11 protein-coding genes are annotated in these 12,533 nt (G+C 68.3%); 6 read left to right on the top strand and 5 right to left on the bottom strand.

What is annotated here, in order from left to right:
• The first annotated feature begins 126 nt into the window (after positions 1-126).
• Complete coding sequence (locus N7I30_RS08805; protein WP_498638188.1) at positions 127-897, top strand: MauE/DoxX family redox-associated membrane protein; 771 nt, start codon at positions 127-129, stop codon at positions 895-897.
• 77 nt (positions 898-974) lie between these two features.
• Here N7I30_RS08805 and N7I30_RS08800 read toward each other — a convergent pair whose 3' ends face one another.
• The gene (locus tag N7I30_RS08800) at positions 975-2,066 is read right to left on the bottom strand and encodes a TRAP transporter substrate-binding protein (protein WP_498638186.1); all 1,092 of its coding nucleotides are present in this window, start codon (positions 2,064-2,066) and stop codon (positions 975-977) included.
• Between the two features lie 77 nt (positions 2,067-2,143).
• A complete protein-coding gene (locus tag N7I30_RS08795; RefSeq protein WP_498638184.1) occupies positions 2,144-2,947 on the bottom strand; it encodes an SDR family oxidoreductase in 804 nt (267 codons plus the stop codon).
• Positions 2,948-3,268: 321 nt separating this feature from the next.
• Here N7I30_RS08795 and N7I30_RS08790 point away from each other — a divergent pair, with 321 nt between their 5' ends.
• The 5 genes from N7I30_RS08790 (at position 3,269) to N7I30_RS08770 (ending at position 8,980) form a co-directional block, all read left to right on the top strand.
• Positions 3,269-4,279, top strand: coding sequence for an ABC transporter substrate-binding protein (locus tag N7I30_RS08790; protein WP_228240679.1), 1,011 nt, complete (start codon positions 3,269-3,271; stop codon positions 4,277-4,279).
• A gap of 11 nt (positions 4,280-4,290) precedes the next feature.
• Positions 4,291-5,760, top strand: a complete 1,470-nt coding sequence (locus tag N7I30_RS08785; protein ID WP_498638181.1) for a sugar ABC transporter ATP-binding protein — start codon at positions 4,291-4,293, stop codon at positions 5,758-5,760.
• Complete coding sequence (locus N7I30_RS08780) at positions 5,757-6,692, top strand: ABC transporter permease (RefSeq protein ID WP_498638179.1); 936 nt, start codon at positions 5,757-5,759, stop codon at positions 6,690-6,692. The genes N7I30_RS08785 and N7I30_RS08780 overlap by 4 nt, the downstream gene beginning before the upstream one ends.
• Positions 6,689-7,633, top strand: a complete 945-nt coding sequence (locus N7I30_RS08775) for an ABC transporter permease (protein WP_498638177.1) — start codon at positions 6,689-6,691, stop codon at positions 7,631-7,633. Before N7I30_RS08780 ends, N7I30_RS08775 begins: the two co-directional genes overlap by 4 nt.
• A gap of 297 nt (positions 7,634-7,930) precedes the next feature.
• Positions 7,931-8,980: an Ldh family oxidoreductase gene (locus tag N7I30_RS08770; protein ID WP_498638175.1), complete on the top strand. Its 1,050-nt coding sequence runs from the start codon at positions 7,931-7,933 to the stop codon at positions 8,978-8,980.
• Positions 8,981-9,061: 81 nt separating this feature from the next.
• Here N7I30_RS08770 and N7I30_RS08765 read toward each other — a convergent pair whose 3' ends face one another.
• Genes N7I30_RS08765 through N7I30_RS08755 form a run of 3 tightly spaced genes read right to left on the bottom strand, consistent with a single transcriptional unit; the run spans position 9,062 to position 12,530 of the window.
• A complete protein-coding gene (locus N7I30_RS08765) occupies positions 9,062-10,120 on the bottom strand; it encodes an Ldh family oxidoreductase (protein ID WP_498638173.1) in 1,059 nt (352 codons plus the stop codon).
• Positions 10,117-11,016: an NAD(P)-dependent oxidoreductase gene (locus N7I30_RS08760; protein WP_498638171.1), complete on the bottom strand. Its 900-nt coding sequence runs from the start codon at positions 11,014-11,016 to the stop codon at positions 10,117-10,119. Before N7I30_RS08760 ends, N7I30_RS08765 begins: the two co-directional genes overlap by 4 nt.
• Positions 11,013-12,530: a tripartite tricarboxylate transporter permease gene (locus tag N7I30_RS08755; protein ID WP_498638169.1), complete on the bottom strand. Its 1,518-nt coding sequence runs from the start codon at positions 12,528-12,530 to the stop codon at positions 11,013-11,015. Before N7I30_RS08755 ends, N7I30_RS08760 begins: the two co-directional genes overlap by 4 nt.
• Positions 12,531-12,533 lie beyond the last annotated feature (3 nt).

The following is a 12,533-nucleotide window of genomic DNA, read 5'->3' as shown; positions in this document are numbered from 1 at the left end:
CCAGGCGAGATTCCGGCAGGTCCTGCATCCGGCGCGGTCCGTGCGGGAACTTCTGCGCTCGCAACTCCTTGGCCAAGAGGCAACGGCAAGGTGGCGCGCGGGACGCCGCAGGAAGGACGATGGAGCATGAGCAACGCCGCAGCGAACGACAGTAACCCGTCGGCCGTCCTCTACCGGATGGTCATGGACGAGCATGTCTGCCCCTACGGGCTGAAGTCGAAGGACCTTCTCGAGCGCGAAGGGTTCGCGGTCGACGACAACTGGCTGACCACCCGCGAGGAGACCGACGCCTTCAAGGCGAAGCATGGCGTCGAGACGACGCCGCAAGCCTTCATCGGCGGCGATCGCGTCGGCGGCTACACCGATCTGCGCGAACATTTCGGCAAGTCGGTCCAGTCGGAGGACGAGACCACCTACCAGCCGGTGATCGCCATCTTCTCGGTCGCCTTCCTGATGGCGCTGGCGGTCTCCTTCGCCGCCTATGAGACGATCTTCACCTTGCGGGCGATCGAGTGGTTCTTCGCCATCTCCATGTGCCTGCTCGGCATCCAGAAGCTGCAGGACGTCGAGAGCTTCTCGACCATGTTCCTGAACTACGACCTCCTGGCCAAGCGATGGGTGCGCTACGGCAAGATCTACCCGTTCGGCGAGACGCTGGCCGGCCTGCTGATGATCGCCGGCACCCTCACTTGGCTGTCGGCGCCGATCGCGCTGATCATCGGGACGATCGGCGCCGTCTCGGTCTCCTATGCGGTCTATGTGCAGAAGCGCGAACTCAACTGCGCCTGCGTCGGCGGCGGCTCGAACGTGCCTTTGGGCTTCGTGTCGCTGACCGAGAACCTCGTCATGATCGGCATGGGCCTGTGGATGCCCCTTCGCATGGTGCTGTGGGGCTGACATCTAGGGCACTGCCATCCGGGGGCGGCAAGGCCGGAACCTCGCCGCCCGGGATCTGATCGTTCAGGCGGCTTTGCTCACCATTGTTCCTGCGCGGCGCGCAGCATCAGCGTGTCGTAGCTGTAGTCGGAGATCCGCCACCACTGGTAGGTCCGGTCGCGATATTCCATCTGGTGGTCGAGCAGCTTCTTGAAGGCCGGGCTCTTCTCGCCGAGTTCCGCATAGACTTCCCTCGCCGCCGCGTAGCTCTTCTGCAGGACGTCCTGCGGGAAGGCGCGTAGCTGCGTGCCCTCGGACAGCAGACGGGCAAGGGCGATCGGGTTCTGGACGTCGTATTTCGCCGTCATCTCGGTGCCGGCGGCCATCGCCGCGGTCCGCACGATCGACTGGTAGCTGGCCGGCAGCGCCTTCCACTTCTCCAGATTGATGAAGAAGCTGAGCGACGCGGCGCCCTCCCAGAAGCCCGGGAAGTAATAGAAGGGCGCGATCTTCGACAGGCCAAGATTCTGGTCGTCCTGCGGGCCGACGAATTCGGCGGCGTCGATCGTGCCGCGCTCCAGCGAGGGATAGATGTCGCCCGCCGCGATCTGCGTCGGCACGAGGCCGAGCCGCTGCAGGACGTTTCCGGCGAGGCCGCCGATCCGCATCTTCAGCCCCTTCAGATCCTCGGCGCTGTTGATCTCCTTGCGGAACCAGCCGCCCATCTGGGTGCCGGTGTTGCCGCCGGGGAAATGGATCAGATCGTAGGTTGCGCAGAACTCGTTGAAGAGGTCGTTTCCGCCGCCCTCGTAGAACCAGCCATTCTGCTGGCGGGCATTCGGTCCGAACGGAATGCAGGTGCCGAAGGCGAAGGCCGGGTCTTGGCCGATATAGAAATAGGAGCCGGTCTGGCCCATCTCGACGGTGCCGCGCTGGACGCCGTCGACGATGCTCAGCGGCGGAATGATCTCGCCGGCGGCAAAGACCTGGATCTGGAAGCGACCGTCCGTCGCCTCGGTCACGGCCTTGGCAAAGGAATCGGCCGCGCCGTAGATCGTGTTCAGCGATTTCGGATAGCTCGATTGCAGGCGCCAGATCACCTCCGGCTGCGACTGCGCCAGCGCCGGTGCGGCCAGCGTACTGCCGACGGCGCCCAGTCCGGCCGTCGCCATGAAGTTTCTGCGGTCCATTACTCTTCCCCCGTTTCGGTGGCCCGGATGGGTCCGGGCGCCTCCCCGGCGCGTGCACTTGGCGCTGCGCCGCATGTTCACATCGCCGTCGTCAGGCCCCCGTCCACCACGAGGACATGCCCCGTGACGTAGGATGCTGCGGGCGAGGCGAGGAACACCGCCGCGCCGGCGATCTCCCGCGGCTGTCCCCAGCGCCCGACCAGCGACCGGCCGGCGAAATGCTCCGCGGCCTTCGGATCGGCGATCAGATCGGCATTGGCTTCCGTCGCGAAACCGCCCGGCGCGATGGCGTTGCCGGTGATGCCGTGCCGGCCGTATTCGGCCGCCAGCGCCCGCACCAGACCGGTGAGCCCGTGTTTGGAGGCCGTATAGACCGCGTCGTTGGCGCGGGCGACATGGCCGGCGATCGACGTCATCATGATCAGCCGGCCATGGCCCTGCGGCACCATCAGCGCCGCCGCCTCGCGGGCAAGGACGATGCCGGCGGTCAGATTGGTGTCGATGAGCGCGCGGATGTCGGCATCGGAAAACTGCGCCAGCGGCTTCCGGTCGCGGGCCCCGGCATTGTGCAGGAGAATGTCGAGCCGGCCGGCCTCTTCGCGGATTCGGCGCAGCGCCGCGCGCGTCGCATCGGGATCGGTGAAATCGAAATCGGCGATAACCGGCTCATGCGCGGTGCCCCGGATGCTGCCGGCTGCAGCTTCCAGGCGCGACCGGTGGCGGCCGGCCAGAACGACCCGGGCCCCCGCCTCGGCCATGGCCCGCGCGACCTCCAGCCCGAGCCCGCGGCTTGCGCCGGTGACCAGCGCCACCTGCCCGTCGAGCGAAAACAGGCCCGGCACAAGGCTTGATCCGGCTTGCAGCGTCACGCGATCGGCCATGGCACGGCATGTCCGACTGTCGCCCCGTTCGTCATCGATCCCCCCGAACCGCCGCCGCATGCGCCGCCGGTCATGGCGCGCGTCGTGCCCCGCAGCGCAGCGCATACGATACGATTCGTCCCGGACTGTCATGCGGTATTACGACAGCACTTGGAGGCGGAGGACATGCGCGCCATCCGCAAATGACGGCAAAGTTTCCGGGCCTGGCGAAGATCGCACTGGTTTGTGCGCCGCACTCTGTGATTACCTTCCCGAGGCGCCGGTTCATCGGTGCTTTGCCGCATCGGGAGAGTGCGGCTGATCACCGTCTGGGAGGACAACATGACGAGGCTTCTCAAAGCTGCCGTATCGGCAGCCACCATCATGCTTGCGACCGGCGCCCATGCCGAGACCGCCGACAAGCGCATTGCCCTGTCCAACAATTACGCCGGCAATTCCTGGCGCCAGGCCATGCTGGAAAGCTGGAAGACCGTGACCGACAAGGCCGTGGCCGACGGCATCGTCGCCGAAGCGGACGCCTTCACCACCGCCGAGAACCAGGCCACCGAGCAGGCCGCGCAGATCCAGAACATGATCCTGCAGGGCTACGACGCCATCGTCATCAATGCGGCGTCGCCGACCGCGCTCAACGGCGCCATCAAGGAAGCCTGCGATGCCGGCATCACCGTCGTGTCCTTCGACGGCATCGTGGAGGAGCCCTGTGCCTGGCGGATCGCCGTCGACTTCAAGCAGATGGGCGCCGACCAGATCGAATATCTGAAGGGCCGCCTGCCCGACGGCGGCAATCTGCTCGAGATCCGCGGACTGGCCGGCGTCTTCGTCGACGACGCCATCTCGTCCGGCATCCATGCCGGCGTCGAGGCCAATCCGCAGTTCAAGATCGTCGGCTCGGTGCATGGCGACTGGGCCCAGGACGTGGCGCAGAAGGCCGTCGCCGGCGTGCTGCCGTCCCTGCCGGAAGTGGTCGGCGTCGCGACCCAGGGCGGTGACGGCTACGGCGCGGCCCAGGCCTTCGAGGCCGCTGGCCGGCCGACGCCGATTATCGTCATGGGCAACCGCCAGGACGAGCTGACCTGGTGGGCCGAGCAGCGCGATGCCAATGGCTACGAGACCATGTCGGTCTCGATCGCGCCGGGCGTGTCCACCCTCGCCTTCTGGGTTGCCCAGCAGATCCTCGACGGCAAGGAGGTGCCGAAGGATCTCACCGTGCCGTTCCTGCGGATCGACCAGGACGGGCTCGACGAGGCCCTGAAGACGACGCCCGAGGGCGGCGTCGCCAATGTCGAGTACACGCTGGAAGACGCCCAGGGCGTGATCGCCGGCACCAACTGAGTTCGAACCCGATGACGACAGGCAGTGACGCTCCGGGGGCAGCCGGCCCCCGGGGAAACATTCTGGTCGCGCTGGAGAACGCGCGCAAATCCTTCGGGCCTGTCCGGGCTCTCGATACGGTCGACCTGACGGTGACCGGCGGCGAATGCCTCGCCCTCGTCGGCCATAACGGCGCCGGCAAGTCGACCCTGGTCAATCTGATCAACGGCAATCTGGAGCCGAGCGACGGCGCGGTCCGATACGGCCTGGCCGACGGCACCGACGGTTCGGGCCAGATCGCGCGGCGCCGGGCCGGCGTGCGCGCCGTGCATCAGGAGCTGTCGCTCTGCCCCAATCTGACCGTCGCCGAGAATGTCCGCATTTCCCAGCGCGACCTCACCGGTCGCGGCTGGCGCGGCCGGGCGGCGCAACGCGTCATGGCGGCGCTCGACGAGATCTTTGCCGGCCACCGCATTCAGCCCGAGGCGATCGTCGGCGACCTGACGCTGACCGAGCGCCAGATGGTCGAGGTGGCGATCGGCTTTGCCGACGGCGCCGAACCGGCGCGGCTCGTCATTCTGGATGAACCGACCTCCTCGCTGGACGGCTCGATCGCCGGGCAGCTCCTCGGTCATGTCCGCCGCTTCTGCGCCGGGGGCGGCTCGGTGATCTTCATCTCCCACATGCTGGGCGAGGTCTTCGACGTGGCGACCCGGATCGCCGTGATGAAGGACGGCCGCGTCATCGCCGATCGCGAGGCCGGGCACTTCACCCGGCAATCGCTGGTCTCGGCGATGGGCCATGTCGCCTCCGAAAAAGCCGCGCAGCGTGTACGGCCGCAGGGCGACGACATCCTGTCCACAGCCGAAGGGCTGAAGGCGCGGCGCGGCGAGATCGTCGGCCTCGCCGGGCTGGCCGGCCACGGCCAGGCCGAAGCGCTGGCGGCCTTCTACCTGTCGCAGACCTCGAACTGGCGGGCCCGGGCGCCGCAGGCGGTCTTCGTCGCCGGCGACCGCGGCCGCGACGGCATCTTCCCGCTGTGGTCGATCCTGCGCAATGCCACGCTGGCCGCCCTGCCGCGACTGACGTGCCGGGGCATGGTCGACCGCGACGGCGAACGGACCCTCGCCGAGGACTGGCGCGAGAAGATCGGCATTCGCACCGACGACATCGACAACCCGATCCTGTCCCTGTCCGGCGGCAACCAGCAGAAGGTGCTGTTCGCCCGGGCGCTGGCGACCGAGGCCCCGATCGTCGTCATGGACGACCCGATGCGCGGCGTCGACATCGGCACCAAGACCCAGGTCTACGAGATGATCCGCCACGAGGCCGACGCCGGCCGCACCTTCCTCTGGTATTCGACCGAGATCGACGAGACGTGCCTGTGCGACCGCGTCTTCGTCTATCGCAACGGTGCCATCGCCTCCGAGCTGACCGGCGCGGCGATCACCGAGGAGCAGATCCTGTCGAACAGCTTCGAGATGCAGGGTCAGGCCGCATGAAGCCGAATCTGCGCATTCTCCTGCCGGTGCTCTCGCTGGCGCTCCTGCTCGGCGCGGTCTTCGTCATCCAGCCCCGCACCATGAGCTATCTCGGGCTGAACCTGCTGTTCAACCTGGCGGTCCCCATCGCGCTCGCCACCGTCGCCCAGATGATCATCATCATGGTCAACGACATCGACCTGTCGGTCGGCACCTTCGTCAGCTTCGTCGCCTGCGTCACCGCCACCTGGCTGAACGACGCGCCGCTGATCGGCGCCGCGATCCTGGCGGCCTCGGTTCTCGCCTATGCCGGGCTGGGCGCGCTGATCCAGGCCCGCGGCCTGCCGGCCATCGTCGTCACCCTCGGCATGTCCTTCGTCTGGGCCGGGCTGGCGCTGATGATCCTGCCCTCGCCGGGCGGTGCCTCGCCGGGCTGGCTACGCTGGCTGATGACGGCCAAGCCACCGATCGCGCCGATGGCGATCGTCGCCAGCGTGCTGATTGCCGGGCTCGCCCATCTCCTGATCATGCGCTCCTCCTTCGGCACCGTGCTGCGCGGCTTCGGCGGCAACGAGCGGACGCTGGCCCGGGCTGGCTGGTCGCTGATCCGCCTGCGCGCCAGCGCCTATGCCCTATCGGCAATCTTCGGCATCCTGTCGGGCATGACCCTCGTTGGCCTGTCGACCGCCGCCGACGCCAATATCGCGCTGCGCTACACGCTGCTGTCGATCGCTGGCGTGATTCTGGGCGGCGGCGAGTTCACGGGCGGCCGCATCTCGCCGGTCGGCGCGGTGATCGGCGCCCTGACGCTGGCCCTGGCCGGCAGCTTCCTGTCCTTCATCCGCCTGTCGCCCGACTGGCAGATCGGCGCCCAGGGGTTCATCCTGATCATCGTGCTCGCGGCGCGGCTGCTCCTGTCGGTCCGGCGGCGCAACCGGGGCGTGGCGGCATGATCGCGACGCTCTTCTCGCGCGCCTGGATCTGGGCCTTCGTCGCGGCGGGCATCACCTTCGCCTTCACCGCCGCCATCGGGCAGACCGCCGGCGGCACCGGCCTTCTGGTCGCGGCGCTGACCTTCTCGGCCTTTTCGGTCATTGTCGGTCTCGGCCAGATGTTCGTCATCACGCTGGGCCCGGGCAATGTCGACCTGTCGATCCCGGCGACCATGACGCTCGCCGGCACCGTGTCGCTGAAATATATGGGCGGCGCGGCCGGGGCCGATGTCGCGCTTGTCGGGCTCCTGGTGGCGCTGGGCATCGGCCTTGGTGCCGGCATCGCCAATTTCGCGCTGATCAAGCTCCTGCGCATCCCGCCGATCATCGCGACCCTCGCCTCGTCCTTCGTCTATCTGTCACTGGCGATCTGGTCGAACCGCGGCATCCGCATCAAGCCGCCCGAGGCGCTGTCCGATTTCGCCATCGGTCGCAGTCTCGGCGTGCCCAACGTCGCCTGGCTGGCGCTCGTCATCGCCGTCATTGCCTGGGTGGCGCTCAATCGCGCCGCCTATGGGCGCAACCTGTCCGCCACCGGCCAGAACCCGCGCGCAGCGCGGCTCGCCGGCGTGCCCGTCGATGCGGTGCGGGCCATCACCTACGTTCTTTGCGCGGGGCTCGCAGGGCTCACCGGCTTCCTGCTGTCGTGCTTTTCCGGCGGCGCCGCGCTCAACATGGGCACGGAATATCTCCTGACCTCGATCGCCGTCGTGGTCATCGGCGGCTCCTCCATCGGCGGCGGCCGCTCCAACGTCCCCGGCATCTGGGCCGGCGCGCTGTTCCTGTTCCTCATCGTCTCGATGCTGAATTCCTACGGCCTCGGCGCCGGCGTCCGCCTCCTGATGACCGGCCTCATCATCATCGCCATCGTCGCCGCCGGCAGCCGGCCGGTCAGGGGCTGAGGCCTGGTAACATCTGGCACGCCTGGATCTCCGCCGGTCAAATGTCCCGGCGGGCGCGTACGGCCGGCTGCTCCGACCCGCCTGACGCCATCCCTCCGTCGCCGCTGTTCCCCTCGTCGCGGAAGAGACGATGGGCGAGACGGGGCGCCCCGTCCCACGATGGCGGCCCTTGCGGATGACCTCGACCTGATCCGCAGAGGGCGCCGCACCAGCAATCGCTTGCAGACGACACCAGCCGTATAATACCCCTGCATACAGACGAATACGAATGCGGGAATTCGCGAGGGGAGTGGGACCATGCCGGAGACGGAACGGATCATTCAGGTGGAGGCGCTGACCGGCGTCGCGGCGGCCATTCTCGCCGCAAACGGCCTGCCGGCGGAGGATGCGCGCTATTGCGCCGAATGTCTGGTCGAGGCGGATCTGCGCGGCGTGTCCTCCCATGGCGTCGCCCGCCTGCCGGTCTACGCCCGCCGCCTGAAGGAGGGCGTCCTCAACCCCGCCCCGAAGCTCACCGTGACCGAGCGCATGCCTGTCGCCGCGCATGTTGACGGCGACAACGGCATCGGCTTCGTCGTGGCGCGCAAGGCGATGGACGTCGCCATCGAGAAGGCCGCGATCTACGGCGTTGGCTTGGCCGCCGCCTCCCGCTCCAACCATTACGGCATGTCGTCGCTCTACGTGAACCGGGCGCTCGAGGCCGGACTGGCCTCCTTCGTCTTCACCAATGCGGCGCCGACCATGCCCGTGTGGGGCGGGCGCGACCCGTTTCTCGGCACCAATCCGCTGGCGATGGGCGCGCCGGGCCCCACTCCCTTCGTCCTCGACATGGCAACCTCGGTCGCCGCCAAGGGCAAGGTGCGCCGCGCGCTCGCAAAGGGCGAGGCGATCCCCGAGGGCTGGGCGCTGGATGGCGAGGGCCGGCCGACCACCGATCCCGCCGCCGCACTCGAGGGCGTGGTGCTGCCGCTGGGCGGTCCGAAGGGCTCGGGCGTCGCGGTGATGATCGACGTCCTGGCCGGCATCATGTCGGGCGCCGCCTCCGGCGACGGCGTGGTCAACCAGAATAACGACTTCACCCGCGGCCAGGATGTCGGCCATTTCTTCCTGGCGATGCGGCCGGATCTGTTCATGCCGCCAGACGCCTATGCCGAGCGCGCACGCGATTACGCGGAGCGGCTGAAGGGCGGCAGGAAAGCCGCCGGCTTCGAAGAGATTCTCTTGCCGGGCGAGCCGGAAGCCCGCCGCGCCGAACAGGCCCGCCTGACGGGCCTGTCCCTCTCCGCCCAGGACATCGCCGCGATCGATGCGGCGGCGAAGGATGCCGGCGTTCCGGGCCTTGGCTGAATGGGCCGCCCGCCGGCCCCGGTGTCGGGGCGGGGGCCGGAATTCAGGCCCGGTCGACAGAAGCGATCCGGGCCTTTTCGATCAGGCCTGTTCCGTCTCGGCCAATGGCGCCATGGTGAATTTGGCGGCGATGGCGTTGAGGTCGGCGACGACATTGTCCGGCAGGTCGATGCCCTCGGCGCTGTTGCTGCGCGCCCGCTCCATCTCGACTTCTCCCGGCATCTTGATCTCGGAGAAGCCTTCGGCGGTGGCGCTGTCCTTCAGTTCGAGGACGAGGTCGCGCACCCGCGCCGCATAGCCGCTCGACGCATGAATGCGCGAGACGTCGATCAGCAGCATGAAATGGCCGATATCCTGCGGCGTCTCGAAATCGCTGTAGAGATTGCCGAGCGAGCCGGCGAAGCGGCCGCCCGACAGGACGCCGCACAGCACCTCGACCATGATCGCAAGGGCCGAGCCCTTCGGGCCGGACAGCGGCAGGACGACGCCGCGTTCGGCCGCACGACCGTCGCAGGTCGGCTTGCCGTCGGCATCGAGCGCCCAGCCTTCCGGGATCGCCTCGCCGCGCTTGGCTGCCTCGACCACCTTGCCGCGCGCGACCACCGAGGTCGCCATGTCCATCATGATCGGCGTGCCGCCGTCCACCGGCGTGCCGAAGGTCACCGGATTGGTGCCGATCACCGCCTGCCGTCCGCCGAAGACCGCCATGGAGGGCGGCGCATTGGTCATCGCCAGCGCGATGCAGCCGGCAGCCACCGCCTTCTCGACATAGAAGGAACCGGAGCCGTTGTGGTTGCTGCGGGCGACGGCCGCCACGCAGACGCCCTGCTCCTTCGCCGTGGCGATGGCCGCCTCGACGGCGGCGTCGCTGACCACCGGCCCGGGTCCGTTGTCGCCATCGACCTGCAGGAAGGCCGGCGCCGGCCGCTCGAAGCGGATGTCGGGCCGGGCGTTGACGGCGCCGGCGGCGATGCGTTCGGCATAGATCGGAATGCGCGTCAGCCCGTGCGAGCCATGGCCGCGCAGATCGGCATGGATCAGGACGTCGGTGACCAGCGCCGCATGATCCGGGCTCAGTCCGCTCGCCTCGAAGAGCGCGTTGGAGAACGGCCGGAGCGTCGCAAGGGAAAAGCGGGTCATCGGGTCGGCCTTTCGTCGTCGGTGCCGTTCATCTGATCGTAGAGGAGCCCCAGAGCGGCGCTATCGAGCTTGGCAAAGCCGCTGTTGCAGGCCGCGACCAGGAGCTGGTGGGCAAGGCCCGTCGCCGGCTGGGCGCGCCGGTAATGGGCGCCGACGGCCGCGGCGATGCCGAGGTCCTTGCGCATCAGCTCGGCCCGGAAGCCGGGCTCCAGATTGCCCTCGATGTAGCGCAGGGCATGGGCTTCGAGGACGCCGCTGCGGGCCGCGCCGGAGGACAGCACCTCGCGCATCACCTTCGGGTCGACACCCGCCGCGCGGGCGAGCGCCACCGCCTCGAAGGCGCCCATCATGTTCACAGCGACCATCAGCTGGTTGCAGGTCTTGACCGCCTGTCCGGCGCCGAGCGGGCCGACATGGTGGATGTTGGTGCCCATGGCGTCGAGAACCGGCCGCGCGCGCGCGACATCGGCGTCACTGCCGCCGCACATGATCGTCAGCTTGCCCTCTTCGGCGCCCTTGCGACCGCCGCTGACCGGCGCATCGACCAGCGCCGCGCCGACATCCGCCAGGACGGCCGCCATCTCCTCGGCCTCGAAGGGCGCGATGGTGGAGCAGTCGACGAGCAGCCCGCCCTCCCACGACGCCGAGGCGAGGCCGTTGTCGCCGGACAGCGTCTGGCGCAAAGCCGCCGCATCCGGCACGCAGGTGACGATCAGTGTCGTGCGGCCTGCGATCGCGGCCGGCGTGTCGACGATCTCGGCCCCGAGCGCCCGGAAGGCGTCGGCCTTCTCCGCCGATGAGGTCGTCGCCACCAGCTGGAAGCCGGCCTTCAGGATGTTCTTCGCCATGCCGGCGCCCATCACGCCGAGCCCGATGAATCCGATGGTGTCCGTCATGGTGTCTGTGTCCTTTCGACTGGCTGCGCCCTGCCCTGCCGCCGGCTGCGGTGGGCGGCGAGGACGAACAGGGCGAGCGCCGCCACGCCGAGGGTCAGCGAGACGGGATTGGTCAGGAACGGCTCGAACGATCCCTGGGACCGGGTGAGCGCCTGCCGCAGGGCCTGCTCGAAGGGCGGCGTGATGATGAAGGTGATGAGCAGCGGCGCGACGGGGATGTCGGTCCGGTTGAAGATGAAGCCGAGCACGCCCGCGCCCAGCATCACGTAGATGTCCATGACGTTGTTGCGGGTGACGTAGCTGCCGGCGACGCACACCAGCGCGACGCAGGGCATCAGGTAGATCTTCGGGATGCGCAGCGTCATCGCCAGCGGCCGCACGGCGAAATAGCCGATCGCGACCATCAGCAGCGTGGCGAACAGAAGCGCGAAATAGATCGTGTAGACGATGTCCGGCGAAGTGATGAAGATCAGCGGTCCGGGCGTCACCCCCTGCAGGACGAGCGCGCCGAGCAGGATCGCGGTGACCGCGTCGCCTGGCACGCCCAGCGCCAGGGTCGGGATGAAGGTCGCGCCGACGACGGCATTGTTGGCGCTTTCCGAGACGGCGACGCCGCGCGGGTCACCCTTGCCGAAGGCGTTGTCCCTGTTGAGCGACCGCTTGGCGTCGGCATAGGACATGAACGACGCGATCGTCGCGCCGATGCCGGGCATGATGCCGATGGCCGAGCCGATCGCCGAGGCGCGGGTCATCGGCATGAGCATGCCCTTGATCTCGCTCCAGCGCAGGCGATTGGCCGCGAGGTCCTCGTCGCCGAGATCGAACTTGCGTTCGCCCTGGGAGAAGCGGCGTGTGGCTTCCTCTATGATTTCCGCGACGGCGAACAGGCCGACCAGCAGCGGCACATAGGTCAGCCCGTCCATCAGCGCCGTCGAGCCGAAGGTGAAGCGCGGCGTGCCGACCATCGGATCGGTGCCGACGGTGGCCAGCAGCATGCCGATCGCGCCGGACAGAAGCCCCTTCATCAGCGAGTTGCCGGACAGGATGCCGATGATCAGGAAGGTGAAGAACAGCAGCGAGGCGATCTCGACCGGCCCGAAGCGCAGGGCGAAATTCGCCAGTTGCGGGGCCAGCAGCACTAGCAGGACGATGCTGAAGATCGAGCCGAAGGCGGACGCGACCAGCGAGATCCGCAGCGCCTTGGTCGCCAGTCCCTGCTGGGCCATGGGATAGCCGTCGAAGATGGTCGCCGCGGATGCCGGGGTGCCCGGCGCATTGAGCAGGATCGCCGAGATCGAGCCGCCGAAGATGCCGGCGCCGTAAAGGCCGATCAGCGTCACCAGCGCCTGGTCCGTGGGCATGAAGATGGTCAGCGGCACGGCCAGCGCCACCGCGATATTGACCGAGAGGCCGGGAATGGCGCCGATGATCAAGCCCACCGCCACCGAGACGAACAGGGTGAGCAGGGTGACCGGCTCCATCAAGCCCCAGAAGGCCTGCAACAACGGGTCCATTGA

Origin of the sequence: Aurantimonas litoralis (assembly GCF_026153195.1) — a bacterium.
GTDB lineage: Bacteria > Pseudomonadota > Alphaproteobacteria > Rhizobiales > Rhizobiaceae > Aurantimonas > Aurantimonas coralicida.
The sequence above is the reverse complement of the archived record's forward strand: the minus strand, read 5'-3'. Positions and strand labels throughout refer to the sequence as shown.